The sequence below is a fragment of the Phaeobacter sp. 11ANDIMAR09 genome, assembly GCF_001294455.1.
In the GTDB taxonomy this organism is placed as follows: domain Bacteria; phylum Pseudomonadota; class Alphaproteobacteria; order Rhodobacterales; family Rhodobacteraceae; genus Pseudophaeobacter.
On sequence record NZ_LIKT01000023.1, the window covers coordinates 1 to 17,375 of the forward strand.

Genomic DNA, 17,375 nt, shown 5'->3' on the forward strand with positions numbered 1-17,375 from the left:
AGCTTGGTGGACCACTTTCAGGGGGCTATTCCACCTTGCCCCATCAGAACTTCAACCTGCCGCAACTTCACGACAATCTCTTCGGGCTTCGGTCCCTTAATGGCCATCTCAGGTCCTCCGCTTTCCTAATCATAGGGGCGGACCACTTCATTGGGGGAGGCTCAACACCAGGCACCGACCCCAATCACATCCAATAAACGGAGCCCCGACATGACCACAGGTGTATTTCAATCGTCGCCTTCACTGAAAATCTACGCTCGGATCAAAGAGGGCAAAGAACTTTTGGGCCTGAGTCGTGCGACGGTTTATCGCCGCGCCAACGAAAGCTGTTTTCAGATCTATAAGAAGAATGGCGTATCTGTGGTGAAGGTTTCGGAAGTATGCGCGTGGCTAGAGAGCTGATTGCAGCAGCACTTAGCCTGGGGGGGGGGCATCTGGGGGCTACTGCAGCTCACTTAGGAAAAATCGACCAAAAACAAAGACTTAACGATTGTAAGTGGTGCGGGCGGTGGGACTCGAACCCACACGGGCACAAGGCCCAACAGATTTTAAGTCTGGTATGTCTACCATTCCATCACGCCCGCAGAGGCGCGCCTCGCTGCAGCGACGGCCTGTGCCAATTCTCTAGCGGCCCTGCACCAAGGGCACAATCAATAATCTGATCCGGAGCCAAATTTTCGCACCACATTGTGATACTAGAGATCTTCCCCTTCAGGGGCTTGCCTCGCCGGAGCCTTTGGCGACAGCGGGCCGCCGGGACTGGCAAGGTTGCGCTCTGGCAGCCAGGGGTTCAGCGCCAGTGCGGACTGCAGGGCGACACGCGCCTCCTCCAGTCGCGACAGCCCATAAAGGGCAAGCGCCCGTCCGCTTAATGCCGCTACATGACGCGGCGATCTGGCCAGGGCGCGATCTAAGTCAGCCAGAGCCGCGGCAAAGTCGCGGCGCAGATAGTGAACAAAGGCGCGCTGATTGTAGCCTTCGGAATAGTCCGGGCAATAGGCGATGAGCTGATCAAAATCCTCTAGCGCGCCTAAGAAATCAAAGGCAGCACGCCGGGTCATCCCACGGTCCAGGATCGCCTGCGCCCTCTCATCCGGTGCGTCCGCCCAGAACTGCCACATCTCGTTTGCCAACAGACGCGCCGCGCCTTGGTCCGGGGCGCCCTGTATCTGGGTGATCAACTGCTCCAGCGCCGCCGAATGGTCCTCGGCGGGTGGGCAGGCTTCTTGGGCAAGGGCCGACTCGGGAACCAGAACCGGGCTGCCGAGGCAGATCAGGCAGACACTGCGCCGCAGCAGGTCCAAGAGCGGCTGACGGATGCCCCCGAAATGGGGAGGGATTGAAGCAGAAACAATAGACATGCCTCATGCTGCAAAATCCCCTGCCCCGCTGGCAAATCAACTTTCCGCGCGCGGGAGGAGACCAGTCCGCCACGGCCCTGCCGCCGCTTTAGACGGGTGCCAAGCCCGCGTCTTCTTTGACGGCCTGCATCGCAACATAGGTTGAGGTCGCCGAGACATGCGGCAGGGACGAGATTTTTTCGCCCAAAACCTGCCGGTAATCCGACATCGACCGAGTGCGCACTTTGAGCAGATAGTCAAAATGTGAGGCCATCATATGGGCCTGTTCGATTTCAGGAATACGCGCCACCGCAGCATTGAACTTGGACAGTGCCGCTTCACGCGTGTCTTCCAGCCGCACCTCAACAAAGGCGACATGATCAAGTCCCAAACGAATTGGATCAATCAGGGCCCGATACCCCATGATAATGCCTTCGGCTTCCAGCCGCTTCAGTCGCGCCTGGGTGGGGGATTTTGACAGGCCGATGCGGCGCGCCAGATCCGCTACAGAGATACGGCCATCTTCGCCCAAGACATTCAGAATCTCACGATCAAACCGATCAAGGTCAGAAAAACCCATTTGAACTTCAATTCCACGATAATTCCGACAATTCACACCGAACTTCTCACAACTTCGGTCGATTGTCCCGCTAAAAAGTCAGTATTCTTGACAAAACACCCTCCGCAGCGAACTGGAGCCACCAAATGACCCTGCACAGCAAATTGCGCGACCGGATTGATGCCGGGACCTATGTCGACCAACAGCAGATGTTTGCTCAGCTCTGTAGCACTGCTGCGCTGAGCGAGGCAGATCGCGCCAAGATCAGCGCCAAGGCCGCAAACCTGGTGCGCGATATTCGCGGCCATTCCAACCCCGGTCTGATGGAGGTCTTTCTGGCCGAATACGGCCTCTCCACCGATGAGGGCGTGGCGCTGATGTGCCTGGCCGAGGCGCTGCTACGCGTGCCGGATGCGGATACCATCGACGCGCTGATCGAAGACAAGATCGCTCCTTCGGATTGGGGCAAGCACCTTGGACGGTCCTCTTCCTCGCTGGTCAATGCTTCGACCTGGGCCCTGATGCTCACCGGCAAGGTTCTGGACGAAGAACGTAGCCCCGTGGGCGCCCTGCGTGGCGCCATCAAACGTCTGGGCGAGCCGGTGATCCGCACGGCCGTTGGCCGCGCCATGAAGGAAATGGGCCGTCAGTTTGTGCTGGGCGAAAGCATTGAATCCGCCATGAAACGCGCCGCCGGCATGGAGGCCAAGGGCTTTACCTATTCCTATGACATGCTTGGCGAAGCCGCCCGCACCGAGGCCGATGCCTCACGCTACCATCTGGCCTATTCCAAGGCGATCTCGGCGATTGCTGCAGGTTGCCCTCATGATGACATCCGCAAAAACCCCGGCATTTCGATCAAGCTCTCGGCGCTGCACCCGCGGTATGAGCTGGCGCAGGAAGAGCGGGTCATGGAAGAACTGGTGCCCCGTATCAAGGCGCTGGCGCTTTTGGCCAAGGCGGCCAAGATGGGGCTCAACATTGATGCTGAAGAGGCCGACCGCCTGTCCCTGTCACTAGAAGTGATTGAAGAGGTTGTCTCGGACCCGGCGCTGGCGGGCTGGGACGGCTTTGGCGTGGTGGTGCAGGCCTATGGGCCGCGCACCGGGCTGGCGATTGATGCGCTCTACGAGATGGCCGAGAAATATGACCGCCGGTTCATGGTGCGTTTGGTCAAGGGCGCCTATTGGGACACTGAGGTCAAACTGGCTCAGGTCGAAGGCGTCGATGGCTTCCCGGTCTATACCAACAAGGCGCTGACCGATGTCAGCTATATCGCCAACGCCCGCAAGCTTTTGGGGATGACTGACCGGATCTATCCGCAGTTTGCCACCCATAACGCCCATACGGTCAGCGCCATCCTGCATATGGCAAACGACCCCGAAAGCTACGAGTTCCAGCGCCTGCATGGCATGGGCGAGACCCTGCACACCATGGTATTGGAGCAGAACCAGACCCGCTGCCGCATCTATGCCCCCGTCGGCGCCCACCGTGACTTGCTGGCCTATCTGGTGCGTCGCCTGCTGGAAAACGGCGCCAACAGCTCCTTTGTGAACCAGATCGTCGACGAGGAGGTCTCGCCGACAATTGTTGCCGCAGATCCCTTCATTGAAGCCTCAAACTGCGCCAATCAAATCCCCACAGGACCAGAGCTTTATGCGCCGGAGCGACCCAACTCCAAAGGGTTTGATCTGGGCCACGCCCCGACACTGGCCCGCATTGAAACGGCCCGTGCGCCCTGGCGCAAGCATGCCTGGCAGGCAGGACCGCTGATTGCCGGTGAGGCCGCACCAGAAGCACCAGAGGATGTTATCAACCCCTCGGATCTGACCGCTATCGGTCAGGTCTCCGCCTCCAGCGCTGCAGATGTAGAACTGGCTCTGGCCTCAGCCCAACCCTGGGCTGCTCCGGCGGCTGAACGCGCCGCGACGCTGAACAGGGCCGCCGATCTCTATGAAGAACACTTTGGCGAGCTTTTTGCCATTTTGGCGCGTGAAGCAGGCAAAAGCATCCCCGACGCCGTGGCTGAACTGCGCGAGGCCGTGGACTTTCTGCGTTACTATGCGGCGCGCATCCCCGATGCCGCCCCCGCAGGCTTGTTCACCTGTATTTCCCCATGGAACTTCCCGCTGGCGATCTTCTCGGGTCAGGTTTCTGCGGCGCTCGCCTGTGGCAATGCGGTGCTGGCGAAACCGGCAGAGCAAACCCCCCTGATTGCCCACCGGGCGATCTCGCTGATGCATGAAGCAGGTGTGCCGCGCGCGGCGCTGCAACTGCTGCCCGGACGCGGCTCCAAGATTGGCGCGGCCCTCACCGGAGATGCCCGTGTGAATGGCGTGGCCTTTACCGGCTCCACCGCCACTGCGCTGCGCATCCGCACCACCATGGCGGACAATCTGCAGCCCGGCGCGCCGTTGATTGCGGAAACTGGTGGTCTGAACGCAATGATCGTCGACAGCACCGCCCTGCCCGAACAGGCGGTGCAGTCGATCATTGAGAGCGCCTTTCAATCCGCCGGCCAACGCTGCTCGGCGCTGCGCTGCCTCTACCTGCAGGAAGATGTCGCCGATGGCGTGCTGACCATGCTCAAAGGCGCGATGGATCTGCTGAACCTGGGCGATCCCTGGCACCTGAACGTGGACAGCGGCCCGGTGATTGATGCGGGCGCGCGAGCGGGCATTCTGGCCCATATCGACCTGGCCCGCAGCGAAGGCCGGGTGCTAAAAGAGATGCAAACTCCCCAGGGCGGAACCTTTGTGGCCCCCACCCTGATCGAAGTCTCAGGCATCGGTGATCTGGAACAGGAGATCTTTGGCCCAGTCCTGCATGTGGCCCGTTTTAAAGCGCAGGACCTGGACAGCGTTATTGCTGACATCAATGCCACCGGCTATGGGCTGACCTTTGGGCTGCACACCCGGATTGATGACCGGGTGCAGCATGTTTGCGATGCCGTGCATGCGGGCAATATCTATGTGAATCGCAACCAGATTGGTGCCATTGTCGGCAGCCAGCCCTTTGGTGGCGAAGGCCTGTCTGGCACCGGCCCCAAGGCGGGTGGTCCCAACTATCTGGCACGGTTCTGCGCGCCGAACCGCCAGCAGGCTGCTGAGACCTGGGGCGATACTGTGGCCGACCTGCCCGGCGAAAGTGGTGTTCCGGGGCGTCCCGTGACCACCTCCCTACCCGGCCCCACTGGCGAGTCGAACCGGCTGACCACCTCTGCCCGTCCGCCGCTTTTGTGCATGGGTCCAGGGCAAGAGGCCGCAGCAGCCCAGGCCAAAGAGGTGATTGGCCTGGGCGGCACCGCGATCGAGGCCCATGGCATGTTTGACCTGCACCGGCTGGAGTTCATCCAGGGCATTTCCGGCGTGCTGTGGTGGGGCGACGAGGTCACTGGCCGCGAGATCGAGCAAACCCTGGCAAAACGGCAAGGCCCGATCCTGCCGCTGATCCCCGGCCATCCCGACCGCGCCCGCGTCCTGGCCGAGCGCCATGTCTGCGTCGATACCACCGCCGCCGGCGGCAATGCCGCGCTGCTGGGCGGTCAGGGCTAGGTCAGAAACCTGCCATAAGATCTTGACGTTGGGCCAAAATCGGCCCAGCGTCGCCTCATGTTTCCTCTGCGCGATCATAACCCGTCAAACTGCACGCCCTATGTCGTCTATGTCCTGATTGCGGCCAATGTCCTGGCCTTTGTGCTCTATGCCGGGCTGAACAACGACCCCCGCGCACTGATGCAATTCTATCAGACCTATGCCATCATCCCCGCCGAAATTGTCGGTGGCGAAAACGCTTCGACCCTGCTGACCTCAACCTTCATCCATGGCGGGTTGATGCATCTGGGGGGCAATATGCTGTTTCTCTGGATCTTTGGCGACAATCTGGAGGATGAGATGGGGCATCTGCCCTTCCTCGCCTTTTACATAGCCTGTGGCCTTGGCGCGGGGCTGATCCATGTGCTGGCGGCGCCGACCTCGCAGGTGCCAACCATTGGCGCCTCTGGGGCGATTGCCGGCGTCATGGGCGGCTATCTGTTGCTGTTTCCCAAAGCCCGCGTCGATATCTTGCTGATCCTGATCATCTTTTTCCGCGTCATCACGGTTCCCGCTTCGCTGATGTTGGGACTGTGGCTGGTGTTGCAGATCTTTGGCGGCTTTGGTTCCAACCCCGATGAGGGCGGTGTCGCCTATTGGGCCCATGCCGGCGGCTTTGCCGTGGGGCTGGTGCTGGTGTTGCCCCTCTGGCTGCGGCGTGGCGGGACGAGGTATTGGAGGCAAACCGCAGGGACGCCGCCAAATCCCAAAACCCAATATACCTATAGCGTCACCCGTGTTCCGCGCCTGCCCCGCAAGAAAAAGAATTCCGACAGATCAAAACCCGGCCCATGGGGCAAATGAAGGACGGCAAAATGGTCGAACTCACTGCAAGCTGCCATTGTGGCGCTGTCGAGCTGGTGGCTGACTTCCCCCAGGGGCTGGCCTCAGCGGCGCGCTGTGACTGTTCCTTTTGTCGCCGACGCGGCGCTGCGGCAGTGACGGCCCTGACCAGTTCTCTCAGGGTCACTAAGGGAATGGAAAACCTGAGCCTCTACACTTGGGGAACCAAAACGGCCAAGCATTACTTTTGCAAGACCTGCGGGATCTACACCCATCACCAGCGGCGTTCAGACCCGTCTGAAAGCGGTGTAAACCTGGGATGTATCAAAGGGGCCAATCCGCGCAGCCATCCTGAAACCTATGGTAAAATCCCATGGCATGATGGCGTGAACCATCCCTCAGACACCTCTCCCTTATCGCCAGAGCAATAGGGGGCGCGGGCCTCTGCTCGCGGCCCCGCACGGAGCTGTTTTTTAGAAGCCAGAAACAAAAACGCGACCCCAAGGGGCCGCGGTTTACAGTCCTCAAGTGTCGGGGGCGTTTAGCCCCGAACCACCTTCGCAAAATTTTCAAAGATCGGTTCGTTGGCGCAGATCACTTCGCCGCTCTCAACGATGCTGTTTTCCGGATCCATGGCTTCCGCCAGTCCGCCGGCCTCTTTGACGATAATGATGCCGGCCGCAAGGTCCCAGGCATTCAGTCGACGCTCCCAGAAGCCCTCGTAGCGACCAGCCGCCACATAGGCCATATCCAGCGCAGCCGAGCCAAAGCGGCGCACACCAGCGGTGGCAGGCAAGAGACGCGCCAGATCCTGCAGGGTTTCAGGCAGATCGGCGCGCCCGGCAAAGGGCAGACCGGTGGCAAAGATCGATTCAATCATCCGGTGACGGGCGGAGACACGGATGCGGGTCTCATTCATCCAGGCGCCGGTGCCTTTTTCAGCAAAGAACATCTCGTCCTTGGCCGGGTCATAGATCACACCCGAGATGATCGTACCCTTGTGCTCCAATGCGATGGAAATCGCCCAATGCGGCAGACCGTGCAAAAAGTTTGTGGTGCCATCCAGCGGGTCAACAATCCAGCGGCGGGTTGGGTCCTCGCCGGGTGTTTCGCCCCCTTCCTCGGCCAGCCAGCCATAGGTGGGACGGGCGCCCATCAGCTCTTCTTTCAGGATCTTCTCAGCAGCGATATCGGCCTTGGAGACAAAGTCACCAGCGCCCTTGCGCGAGACCTGCAGGTTTTCCACTTCCTGGAAATCCTTCACCAGGGAACGGCCAGCCTTGCGGGCGGCTTTGATCATCACATTGAGGTTTGCGCTGCCAATCATGTCTGCTGGATCCTGTTGAGCTCGGGGAGATGTCGGTCAATGCGTGCCTATACGCCGCACATCCGCATTTGCCAAGGGTGAATACGGTATCCGGTAAACAGCCCCCGGCGCCTCGGGTCTTCTGGTTTTCCGCAGGGTCATATCATGCGATAGTTGCCAAAGGCAAAACTGAACTGCACAGTTTAGTAAATCCCTCGGCAACCGCTGTTGCTGGCGGGCGCAAAATCGGGAGAGAGAGATGAGCGAAAAGATGCAACAAATTGTATTGGCCAGCCGCCCAGATGGGGCACCCGTGGCTGAGAACTTTCGGCTGGAAAGCGCCGCGCCTCCACAGCCCGGCGAAGGCGAAGTTCTTGTAAAGCTGCATTATATGTCGCTGGACCCCTATATGCGTGGCCGTATGGATGATGCAAAATCCTATGCGGCTCCGGTGCCAATTGGCGGCCGTATGGAAGCGGGCGGCGTCGGCGAGGTCATTGCCTCAAACAGCCCCCATTTCGAAGTCGGTGATTTTGCCTTTGGCATGTTCGGTTGGGCCAGCCATGGCTGCCTGCCCGCAAAAGAACTGCGCAAGCTGGATCCAAAAATGGGACCAATCACGGCTGCGCTTGGCGTTCTGGGCATGCCCGGGTTTACCGGATGGCATGGCTTGTCCGCCTATGGGCGCCCGCAGGCCGGCGAAACCCTGGTGGTTGCCGCAGCAACCGGCCCCGTCGGGTCAATGGTTGGCCAATTGGCCAAACAGGCCGGGCTGCGCGTGATCGGCATTGCCGGGGGCGCAGACAAATGCAAGCTCGCGGTCGAGACCTTTGGCTTTGACGCCTGCTTGGATCACCGCGCCTACGCCGATGCCCGTGGCTTGCGCGCCGATCTCAAAGAAGCCTGCCCCAAAGGCATCGACATCTATTTTGAAAATGTTGGCGGCAAGGTTCTGGAGGCGGTTCTTCCGATGATGAACCCACATGGGCGCATCCCGGTCTGCGGCATGATTTCCTGGTACAACGCAGGCGGGCTTGGCGCCGGGGCGACGGATGTTGGGCTGACGGGCCCGGGCCTCTGGCGGAATATTCTGGTGAAATTCCTCTCGGTCAATGGCTTTGTCATCTCAAATCACTTTGACCGCTACCCAGACTTCCTAAAAGAAGTCGGCCCGATGGTGGCCAAGGGCGAGGTCCGCTTTATCGAAGACATCGCCGAGGGTTTGGAAAATGCACCAGCCGCCTTTATGTCGATGCTCAATGGCGGCAACACCGGGAAACAGATCGTTAAACTGGTCTAAACCCGCCCAGCCCAAGACAAACCCCTTCAGCGCTGCGCTGCGCTGAAGGGAACGCAAAACACCCATAAAGATAGCCCTCACCCGGCGCCCTCCACCCTGCCGTGTCAAGCTTGCCCAACAGAGGGTAACCGCCTATAAATTCAGGAAGTTTAAGGTCAACCTTGCCCTGCTTCCAATCCAAGCTTACCAAAGGTAAACCTGCAGGCGTATGAGTTAAGGCAGGTAGAGTTTATGGCAATCGAAACCACCAATATCGACGATGCAACCTCTCCGGCTGCCCCGCATGAGGCAGTCTCTTCGGTTTCAGCCGCCAGAAACGATCTGGGGCTTTTGTCGTCCAGAACCGGACAGGAATTCCTGCAGACCTTTGTGGATTTGCTGCAGGATGTGATTCAGGTCGATTTTGTCGCAATCAGTGAACTGCGGGTCACAGACAAGGAAGTCATCCGGGTCAAGGCCGGCTGGATGGATGGGGATTCCCTGCAGAATTTCGAGTATGACGCCTGCTTTACCCCCTGCCTGGAAGCCATCAAGAGCGCGGAAACCGTCCTGGTTTACGAGGGTGTGCAGAGTTCTTTTCCCAATGACGCGCTGCTGCAACACAAAGGCCTAGAGAGTTTCCTGGGCTATCCGGTGATCAACACCTATGGGGAGGTGATCGGCCTCATTCAACTGGCCTGGCGACGGCAGACCTCGCAGGAGGAATGTTACCAGATCCTCGAAACAATCAATGACTTCGCAGACCGCATCGCCACCGAGCTGGAAAACCTCCGTGCCCTGCGGGTTCTACAAACATTGGCGCGCGGACCGGATCTTGCCACCTCCGAAACCGTCTTTCACCTGATCACCAGGCAAATTCAGTCGCTGCTGGGGGTGCGCGCTGTCTTTGTTGCGGAATGCGCCCTGCCGGATAAGACGCACTTTGATATTCTTGCCTATTGCGAGGCTGGCACCTGCCGGACCGAACTGGACGGAACCCCGCTCAGCTATGCCGGACGCCCCTGCGAGAATCTGCAAACCATGGAAGAGTTTCGCCTGGATAGCGGTCTGGCCGATGCCTACCCAGATCAAAGCGTCTACCCTACCAAGGGGTATGACAGCTATCTCGGAATACGCGCCGATGACAAAAACGGCAACGCCCTGGGGCATCTGGTGGTTTTTCACGATGGCCCCATCACCACCCATAAGCTCGAAACTGAGCTGTTGACGATTTTCCGCGATAGGCTGGGGTTTGAAATCCTACAAAAGCGGTCTCAGGCCAAGTGAGCTCCCGAACCGCAGGAGGCCCGCGTGGGCGCCCGTGCAGCAGTACAGTGACAGCTATTGCTGTTGCAGCTTGCGCGCCTCGACCTTGGCCAGGCGGATCAGCTTCTGCATATAGGGTTTCTGCCGATCATCCCTGCGGATTGCCGCATAGAGCCGACGGGTGATGCCCGCCTTGGTGAGGGGCCGCGTGACATAGTCTGAGGAGTATTTCACCTCCCGAACCACCCAATCCGGCAGCACCGATACCCCCCGGTTGGAAGCCACCAAGAGCAGAATCACCGCCGTGAGTTCCACCTGTCGGATGCTTTCTGGCTCCACCCGTGCGGGGATCAACAATTGGCTGAACACGTCCAGCTTGGTCTTGTCGACCGGATAGGTGATCAGGGTTTGGCCAATGAAATCCTCGGCCTCGACACAGGGTTTCTGCGCCAGAGGGTGATGCGAAGAGGCGACAAAAACGGCTTTGTAGTCAAAAAGTTCGATAAAATCGACACCTGGGATCTCTTCGGGGTCAGAGGACACCACCAGATCCACTTCCTCCTTTTGCAGGGCAGGCAGCGCATCAAAGGCCAGGCCGGGGCGGATGTCCACATCCACGTCCGACCAACTTTTGCGAAACCCCTCAAGCACCGGAAACAACCACTCGAAACAAGCGTGACATTCAATGGCGATATGCATCCGCCCGGCGTGACCATCGCGCAGAGAGGAAAACTCCGCCTGCGTCGCTTCAACCTGCGGCAGCACCTGCTCGGCCAGCCTGAGCAACCGCAACCCCGCCGCCGACAGCTTCATCGGCTTGGAGCGGCGCAGGAAAAGTTCCACCCCGGCCTGATCCTCCAAACCTTTGATTTGGTGACTCAATGCGCTCTGGGTGATGTTGAGTTGATCGGCTGCACGCGCCAGCCCACCCGCCTCGTGAATGGCCTTAATGGTGCGCAGATGGCGAAACTCGATATGCATAACTTCAACTCAGTTCATGTTGTTCTTGAGAATTATGAAATTGTCTCACAATGCTGCACATGCAACAAGAGGCTAAATCTATTGGAGAGCAAAGTTATGACCAGCCCTGAGATTTCATTTGAGTTTTTCCCGCCGCAGACGCTGGAGGCCTCATTTCGTCTCTGGGACACGGTGCAGACTTTGGCGCCGCTAGATCCGCGATTTGTGTCCGTCACCTATGGTGCTGGCGGCACCACGCGGGACCTCACCCGCGATGCGGTCAAAACCCTGCATGGCTCCTCGGGTCTCAATGTCGCAGCGCATCTTACCTGTGTGAACGCCAGCCGCGCCGAAACCCTCGAGATCGCTGAAAACTTTGCCGCAGTGGGCGTCACCGAGATCGTCGCCCTGCGCGGCGACCCGCCAAAGGGCAGCGGCCAATTTGTGCCGCATCCTGATGGGTTTGCCAATTCGGTTGAGCTGATCGAAGCCCTGGCGGCAACGGGTAAATTCACACTTCGCGTCGGCGCCTATCCTGATCCCCACCCTGAGGCCCCCAATGCTCAGGCCGATGTCGATTGGCTCAAGCGCAAGCTGGATGCTGGTGCGGATGAGGCCCTGACCCAGTTCTTCTTTGAAGCCGAGACCTTTTTGCGGTTCCGGGATGCCTGCGCCAAGGCGGGCATTGATGGGGATAAGCTGGTGCCCGGTATCCTGCCGATCGAGAATTGGAAAGGCGCGCGCAATTTCGCCAAGCGCTGCGGCACTGTGATCCCCACCTGGGTTGATGAGGCCTTTGAGAAAGCCAGCCGCGACGACCGCGAAGATCTGCTGGCCACCGCGATCTGCACCGAACTCTGCGATGACCTGTTGCAGGAGGGGGTCAGAAAGCTGCATTTCTACACCTTGAACCGTCCCGAACTGACCCGCGATGTCTGCTTTGCTCTAGGTGTCACCCCCAATGTCTCCCTCGAGAACGTAGCGTAAGGCTTGTTGGCCGCCCCGCCCTGAATTAATTCCAAAAAGGAACGCACCGGGATCCATCCCGGGTGCGTCTTTTGTAGGATGCAGCTTAAGGGGCCCAGATATGGCGATTGCAAACTCCCCAGCCGATCTATTGCCGATGGATCAAATTGTTCAATTGTCCGGGCTGGAATTCATGCAGGGCATTCTCGAAGGTCGCCTGCCCGGCCCTCCGATCGGAGGGCAGCTGGGCTATACGCTGCATGAGGTCTCAGAGGGGCGCGCCGTGTTTCGCGGCACCCCAGAGTTTCAGGTCACCAATCCGATGGGGACAGTGCATGGGGGCTGGTACGGCACCCTGCTCGACAGCGCAATGGCCTGTGCCGTGATGACCGCTGTGCCCAAAGGATCCGCTTATACGACGCTGGAATACAAGATCAATATCGTGAAATCCATTCCGCTGGGCACCACCGTCGACTGCGTCGGAATCATCGACCATGTTGGCCGCTCCACCGGTGTTGCCCATGGCGAAATCCGCGGTGTCGAAGATGGCAAACTCTATGCCACCGGCTCGACCACCTGCATTGTAATGAAGATTTTTGGCAACAAGGCCTGAGGTCACAAGACCCATCTCAAGCACACCGGTTTGCTCACGCCAGTGAGCAGCCGTTCCCGTCAGCCTGAACCGATCCTTGCTGCGACTTTTGGCTCAGGGGGTATTGCCGGTCAGCCCGGCAAGCCGGCCCGCAGGCCTTGCCTGCATTTCGACGCCCTGCACGCTGCTGTGCAGCCTCTCGCTGGGTTCCAAGCCGATCTGTCGCCTGCTGCGCAAAAGAAAGATTTTGCCCCAGCCCTGCCAGGTCCCGATCGAGGGGGCCTTTGGGTCCACCGAGAAGCGCATTCGCCAGTCCTGCGGCAGGGGAAGACCACAGTCTTCGGCCTTTTCCAGCATCCAAACCAGCGGCAGATTGGACAACGGGCGCGCCTCTTCGTGCCCGGCCAGCTGTCCGCCAATATCCCCATGGGCACCATGGAACCAGACCTGCTCGATCCGGCCGTTCCAGCCTTCGGGACAGGTCCAGAGCACGGGTTTGAACACATCGCGGGTCTCGTCCAGCGCCAGGGCATGATAGCCATGTTTCACATGGTGCCCCAGTTCGTGGTTGTGAAAAGAATGGCGGCTTTCGGCCCAGCGCCACAGCAGCGGCAGGCGCAGGCCCAGCGCCTTGACCGTATCCCAGACCCCGATCATCTCGATCGCCGTCTCGCTGTGACAATAGGCATTGTGAAAGGCCTGCGCCACCTTTGGAGACCCGCTCTGCTGATAGTGGCGATAAGCGGTGCGAATATTGCGGACCGTGGCATGTTCCGCCTTCAACAGGCCAACCTCACCAATTACCCCGGCCAGAGAGCGCACCGCATAGGCCCCGCGGGAGTAGCCCATCAGATAGATGCGATCGCCCGGACGGTAGCGTGAGGCAAGATAGCCATAGGCCCGCCGAATCTGTCGGTTGATCCCGCGCCCCATCATCACATCCGGAGCACTGGACCATCCTGTCCACTGTACGCCGGATTCATAGAAAACAGAAACCTCAGCCCCCATTTCACAGCACATATGGTACAGCCTGCCGGCATGGGTTTCATGCCCCGGCTCCAGGGTCGACATGGTGCCATCCAGAATGATCACATGGGCCTGCGGCCCCCGCAGCTTGGCCTCAGCCGAATGCTCCGAGCGCATCGGGCGCCCGAGCCATCCGAGAAAGCGATTGCTAAGCTGCTTTAGTACCATCCCTCAAAGCTTCCCATAGTTTCAACGGTGTGAACGGCATGTCCACCTGCCGCAGGCCCCGATCCCAAGTGGCATCTTGAACCGCATTGGCCAGAGCAGCCAGGGCGCCAACTGTCCCTGCCTCGCCGCAGCCCTTCATCCCCATCGGGTTCTGGGTCGAGGGCACCGGTTCAGAGGTAAACCCAATCATGGGGACGTCGTCTGCGCGCGGCAAGGCATAGTCCATAAACGTTGCCGTGAGCAGCTGGCCCTCTTCATCATAGACCACATGTTCCATCATCGCCTGACCAAGCCCCTGAACCACTCCGCCATGCACCTGCCCTTCGGCCAGCATCGGGTTGATCAGATTCCCAAAATCATCAACGACCGTATAGCGATCCACCACGGACACCCCGGTCTCGGGGTCGATCACGACCTCCGCGATATGGGCCCCGTTCGGAAACGAGCGCCCAGGCAATTGCGCCCGCGCCGCGTGACGCTGCAAATCCAGGCGCCCCTGCGCGCGGGCCATCTCTGCCGCCTCCAACATAGATGGTGTCAGGTTTGATCCCGGTGCCCGGAAGGTCTCGCCATCAAAGCTTACCGCTTCTTCCTCGACACCCATTTCTTCGGCCAAGAAGGGGGTAAAGGCGGCCACCATCACATCCACTGTCGCCAAGGTGGCATTGGCCTGGGTCGTCACCGAGCGGGACCCGCCAGTGCCGCCGCCCTTGGCGATGCGATCACTGTCGCCCTGAATGGTGGAGATCATATCGGCCGGAATACCCGTCTGGTCCGCAAGGAACTGGGCATAGACAGTTTCATGCCCCTGCCCGTTGCTCTGCGTCCCCACATAGATATTCACCCGACCATCCTCCAGAAATTCAACCTCTGCGCCTTCTGAAGGGTCGCCCAAAATACTTTCGATATAGTAACACAACCCAACACCCCGCAGTTTTCCTGTCTTTGCATCCGCGGCGCGGCGGGCAGCAAAGCCTGCCATATCCGCCATTTCGGTGGCGCGAGACAGGATCATGCCAAAGTCCCCCACGTCATAGCTTTCGCCGGTGACCGTCGCATAGGGGAAGTTTGCGGGCGCGATAAAGTTGCGCCGGTGCAGCTCAAACGGATCAACCCCCAGCTCGCGGGCAGCGCGATCCATGATACGTTCCAGCACATAGATGGCCTCGGGACGTCCCGCACCCCGGTAGGCATCCACCTGGGTGGTATTGGTATAGATGCCTTCGACCTGCAGCCAGGCAGTTTTGATGTCATAGACCCCGGCCAAAACCCGGCTGAACAGCTGGGTCTGGATGGGCTGGCCAAACTGCGAATTATAAGCTCCAAGGTTGCAGCGGGTCTGCACCCGGTAGGCGGTAATTTTTAGATCCGCGTCAAAGGCCAGTTCCGCCAGCGAGGTGAGGTCGCGGCCCCCATTATCGCTGAGCATGGCCTCGGTGCGGTCCGACATCCAGAACACCGGCCGGCTCAGCGCACGCGCCGCATGGGCCACGACAAAATATTCGGGATAGGTCATCGCCTTCATGCCAAAGCCACCGCCCACATCCGGTGTGACCACATGTACGGCGTCTTCTTCCAGGTGCAGCTTGGCCGCCAGCTGGCTTTTGGCGCCCCAGACGCCCTGGCCGCCATAGGTGAAATGCAGACGGTCCTCCTCCCAGGTGGCAAAACAGCCACGTGGCTCCATCGCATTGACGATGATCCGGTTGTCTTCAACCTGTAACGACACAGTATGAGCGGCGGCATCAAAGGCTGCTTTGGTTGCCGCTTCATCCCCCATACCCCAGTCAAAGGCGCTATTGGTGGGAGCCTCCGGGTGCAGCGGCTCACCACCCACCTGCAGATCCAGCTTTACCGGCAGATCGTCAAAATCCAATTCAATCAGCTCGCCCGCATCGCGTGCCTGGTCCAGGGTATCGGCGATGACCACGGCAATGGGCTCGCCAACAAAGCGCACACGCTCCCCGGCCAGCATATGCCGTTCGGGGGCCGCCCCATCGCTGCCATCGCGGTTCTTGACCACGGTGGCATCCATGGTGGTTGTGATCCCTGCAGCCTGAAGATCCGCCAGTGTCACCACCATATGCACGCCCTCAGCCGCACGCGCATCTTCCAGGTCCAGCCCGGTGATCACCCCATGGGCCACCGGGCTGCGCAGAACCCAGGCCCGCAGCGCGCCTGCCGGGGCGCAGTCTTCGACATAGCGCCCTTCGCCGGTCAAGAACCGAACATCTTCGACCCGTTTGACCGGCTGACTTTTCCCAAACTTTTCCATGCTCGCCCCCTGTTCACACTGGCTGGTGCCGTTGAGGGGGACATTAGCCTCAGGGGCGCGCTTGTCCAGAGAGCTCGATCACCGTCGCCACGTCAGAAAGCCCGTAGCCGTTGAACTGGGTGCTCATGGCGGAAGAATAGGCCCCAAGCCCTGGAAACAGGACATAGTCGCCAGCTTGGGTGTCGTCGGGCAACGGCAACCCATCCGGCAAGCGGTCTAGACTGTCACAGGTGGGGCCAAAAACCACACGCGGGCTGCGCGCAGCCACACGGTGGCGACCGTCAGCGCTGACCACCTCGACACGACCTGGCAATCCCATGTCGCGGATATCAACAAGACCACCGTAGATCCCGTCGTTCAGGAAAACCATTTCGCCGCCCTTGCGCATGCCTTTGATGCGCGCTGCCAAGGTAAAGCTCTCAGAGACCATCGCCCGACCCGGCTCACAGATCAGCTGCGGGTGATCAGTGCCAAAGGCCGCAAGGACTGCCCCATTGATGGCGGCAAAGACCCGTTCCAGATCCGGGGCCACCCCATCACGGTTTGCAGCAAAACCACCGCCCACATTGAGCCGTGCAATCTCAACACCCGAGGCATCAACAATCCGTTTTGCAGCATGGATATACTCGACCCAGGCGGCCTCATCCTCACATTGGGTGCCGGGATGGAAACACAGGGCCGACGTCCAGCCCTCTGCGGCGACACGTTGCAGCAACTTTACGGCCTGCTCCGGAGCTGCGCCAAACTTGCTGCCAAAATCATAGGCCGCGCCTTCCACTGGCAGCGCAAAGCGCACTGCGATTTCCTTGTCCCGGGGCACGTCCCATAGCTTATCCAGCTCTGAATCTTCATCCACCGACCAGCTGGCCACATCATGGGATATCCCTGCCGCGATCTCGAGGTCCGAGCGCACCGGGTTGTTGTAATGCATCACCGCATCCGGGCTGGCCAGACGCACAGCCGCCATCTCGGCCGGCGAGGCCACATCAAAAGCGGAAATCCCGGCTGCCACGAGATTGGACAGCACCGCCTGATGCGGGTTGGCTTTGACCGCATAGGTGACCAGGCCCTCAAACCCAACCTGAAACCGCTCAGCAACCTGGTGTAGCACCCGCGGCGAAAAATACAGGATCGGGTGATCCGGATTGTGGCGCGCCAGATGGGTTTCGGGATCAAGCCAAAGCGGTGGAATTTGCTGCATCGGTAAAAGCCTCATGTGTTTTACCCATTTTCCGGCGGTTTAGCGTCGATATCGCCTGTCA

Annotated in this window: 15 protein-coding genes and 1 tRNA gene; 8 read left to right on the forward strand and 8 right to left on the reverse strand. The window is 59.7% G+C overall.

Annotation, left to right across the window (positions count from 1 at the left end):
• Positions 1-210 precede the first annotated feature (210 nt).
• A complete protein-coding gene (locus tag AN476_RS22910) occupies positions 211-402 on the forward strand; it encodes an AlpA family transcriptional regulator (RefSeq protein ID WP_157063792.1) in 192 nt (63 codons plus the stop codon).
• A gap of 95 nt (positions 403-497) precedes the next feature.
• Here AN476_RS22910 and AN476_RS17060 read toward each other — a convergent pair.
• The 3 genes from AN476_RS17060 to AN476_RS17070 all read right to left on the reverse strand — a co-directional run bounded on the left by AN476_RS17060 (position 498) and on the right by AN476_RS17070 (position 1,920).
• Positions 498-584 (reverse strand) — tRNA-Leu (locus tag AN476_RS17060).
• Positions 585-695: 111 nt separating this feature from the next.
• Positions 696-1,361, reverse strand: coding sequence for a tetratricopeptide repeat protein (locus AN476_RS17065; RefSeq protein WP_253279923.1), 666 nt, complete (start codon positions 1,359-1,361; stop codon positions 696-698).
• Between the two features lie 88 nt (positions 1,362-1,449).
• Complete coding sequence (locus tag AN476_RS17070; protein WP_054462854.1) at positions 1,450-1,920, reverse strand: Lrp/AsnC family transcriptional regulator; 471 nt, start codon at positions 1,918-1,920, stop codon at positions 1,450-1,452.
• A gap of 125 nt (positions 1,921-2,045) precedes the next feature.
• On the opposite strand from AN476_RS17070, the gene putA reads away from it, so the two are divergent.
• The 3 genes from putA to AN476_RS17085 are packed head-to-tail and all read left to right on the forward strand — an operon-like array spanning position 2,046 to position 6,706.
• Positions 2,046-5,453, forward strand: coding sequence for a bifunctional proline dehydrogenase/L-glutamate gamma-semialdehyde dehydrogenase PutA (gene putA / locus AN476_RS17075; protein WP_054462856.1), 3,408 nt, complete (start codon positions 2,046-2,048; stop codon positions 5,451-5,453).
• 57 nt (positions 5,454-5,510) lie between these two features.
• Complete coding sequence (locus tag AN476_RS17080) at positions 5,511-6,296, forward strand: rhomboid family intramembrane serine protease (protein WP_054462859.1); 786 nt, start codon at positions 5,511-5,513, stop codon at positions 6,294-6,296.
• 11 nt (positions 6,297-6,307) lie between these two features.
• Complete coding sequence (locus AN476_RS17085; protein WP_054462997.1) at positions 6,308-6,706, forward strand: GFA family protein; 399 nt, start codon at positions 6,308-6,310, stop codon at positions 6,704-6,706.
• A 110-nt stretch (positions 6,707-6,816) separates the two neighbouring features.
• Here the strand turns inward: AN476_RS17085 and AN476_RS17090 are convergent, their stop codons facing one another.
• Positions 6,817-7,602, reverse strand: a complete 786-nt coding sequence (locus AN476_RS17090; protein WP_054462861.1) for an inositol monophosphatase family protein — start codon at positions 7,600-7,602, stop codon at positions 6,817-6,819.
• A 238-nt stretch (positions 7,603-7,840) separates the two neighbouring features.
• Here AN476_RS17090 and AN476_RS17095 point away from each other — a divergent pair, with 238 nt between their 5' ends.
• Entirely contained in the window at positions 7,841-8,881 is a 1,041-nt protein-coding gene (locus AN476_RS17095; RefSeq protein WP_054462863.1) for an NADP-dependent oxidoreductase, read from the forward strand.
• A 231-nt stretch (positions 8,882-9,112) separates the two neighbouring features.
• Positions 9,113-10,147, forward strand: a complete 1,035-nt coding sequence (locus tag AN476_RS17100; protein WP_054462865.1) for a GAF domain-containing protein — start codon at positions 9,113-9,115, stop codon at positions 10,145-10,147.
• Positions 10,148-10,201: 54 nt separating this feature from the next.
• On the opposite strand, the gene AN476_RS17105 is transcribed toward AN476_RS17100, so the two are convergent.
• On the reverse strand, positions 10,202-11,107 hold the full coding sequence (locus AN476_RS17105; protein ID WP_054462866.1) for a LysR family transcriptional regulator: 906 nt from the start codon (positions 11,105-11,107) through the stop codon (positions 10,202-10,204).
• A 96-nt stretch (positions 11,108-11,203) separates the two neighbouring features.
• Between AN476_RS17105 and metF the strand changes: the two genes are divergently transcribed.
• Both metF and AN476_RS17115 read left to right on the forward strand, forming a co-directional pair.
• Positions 11,204-12,073 (forward strand): methylenetetrahydrofolate reductase [NAD(P)H], encoded by an 870-nt coding sequence (gene metF / locus AN476_RS17110; RefSeq protein WP_054462869.1) that lies wholly within the window; start codon positions 11,204-11,206, stop codon positions 12,071-12,073.
• 100 nt (positions 12,074-12,173) lie between these two features.
• Complete coding sequence (locus AN476_RS17115; RefSeq protein WP_054462872.1) at positions 12,174-12,665, forward strand: PaaI family thioesterase; 492 nt, start codon at positions 12,174-12,176, stop codon at positions 12,663-12,665.
• Positions 12,666-12,758: 93 nt separating this feature from the next.
• Here the strand turns inward: AN476_RS17115 and AN476_RS17120 are convergent, their stop codons facing one another.
• From AN476_RS17120 to AN476_RS17130, 3 genes are read right to left on the reverse strand one after another with little or no spacing between them, the layout of a single operon-like run.
• Complete coding sequence (locus AN476_RS17120) at positions 12,759-13,838, reverse strand: DUF2235 domain-containing protein (protein WP_054462874.1); 1,080 nt, start codon at positions 13,836-13,838, stop codon at positions 12,759-12,761.
• Entirely contained in the window at positions 13,819-16,113 is a 2,295-nt protein-coding gene (locus tag AN476_RS17125) for a xanthine dehydrogenase family protein molybdopterin-binding subunit (protein ID WP_054462876.1), read from the reverse strand. The genes AN476_RS17120 and AN476_RS17125 overlap by 20 nt, the downstream gene beginning before the upstream one ends.
• 49 nt (positions 16,114-16,162) lie before the next feature.
• A complete protein-coding gene (locus AN476_RS17130; RefSeq protein WP_054462878.1) occupies positions 16,163-17,314 on the reverse strand; it encodes a type III PLP-dependent enzyme in 1,152 nt (383 codons plus the stop codon).
• Positions 17,315-17,375 lie beyond the last annotated feature (61 nt).

Bases quoted from the DNA above. Each gene is read 5' to 3' on its own strand.
- AN476_RS17070 (WP_054462854.1), bottom strand. From the start codon at position 1,920: ATGGGTTTTTCTGACCTTGATCGGTTTGATCGTGAGATTCTGAATGTC.
- AN476_RS17100 (WP_054462865.1), top strand. From the start codon at position 9,113: ATGGCAATCGAAACCACCAATATCGACGATGCAACCTCTCCGGCTGCC.
- AN476_RS17095 (WP_054462863.1), top strand. From the start codon at position 7,841: ATGAGCGAAAAGATGCAACAAATTGTATTGGCCAGCCGCCCAGATGGG.
- AN476_RS17105 (WP_054462866.1), bottom strand. From the start codon at position 11,107: ATGCATATCGAGTTTCGCCATCTGCGCACCATTAAGGCCATTCACGAG.
- AN476_RS17090 (WP_054462861.1), bottom strand. From the start codon at position 7,602: ATGATTGGCAGCGCAAACCTCAATGTGATGATCAAAGCCGCCCGCAAG.
- AN476_RS17125 (WP_054462876.1), bottom strand. From the start codon at position 16,113: ATGGAAAAGTTTGGGAAAAGTCAGCCGGTCAAACGGGTCGAAGATGTT.
- AN476_RS22910 (WP_157063792.1), top strand. From the start codon at position 211: ATGACCACAGGTGTATTTCAATCGTCGCCTTCACTGAAAATCTACGCT.
- putA (WP_054462856.1), top strand. From the start codon at position 2,046: ATGACCCTGCACAGCAAATTGCGCGACCGGATTGATGCCGGGACCTAT.
- metF (WP_054462869.1), top strand. From the start codon at position 11,204: ATGACCAGCCCTGAGATTTCATTTGAGTTTTTCCCGCCGCAGACGCTG.
- AN476_RS17115 (WP_054462872.1), top strand. From the start codon at position 12,174: ATGGCGATTGCAAACTCCCCAGCCGATCTATTGCCGATGGATCAAATT.
- AN476_RS17085 (WP_054462997.1), top strand. From the start codon at position 6,308: ATGGTCGAACTCACTGCAAGCTGCCATTGTGGCGCTGTCGAGCTGGTG.
- AN476_RS17065 (WP_253279923.1), bottom strand. From the start codon at position 1,361: ATGTCTATTGTTTCTGCTTCAATCCCTCCCCATTTCGGGGGCATCCGT.
- AN476_RS17120 (WP_054462874.1), bottom strand. From the start codon at position 13,838: ATGGTACTAAAGCAGCTTAGCAATCGCTTTCTCGGATGGCTCGGGCGC.
- AN476_RS17130 (WP_054462878.1), bottom strand. From the start codon at position 17,314: ATGCAGCAAATTCCACCGCTTTGGCTTGATCCCGAAACCCATCTGGCG.
- AN476_RS17080 (WP_054462859.1), top strand. From the start codon at position 5,511: ATGTTTCCTCTGCGCGATCATAACCCGTCAAACTGCACGCCCTATGTC.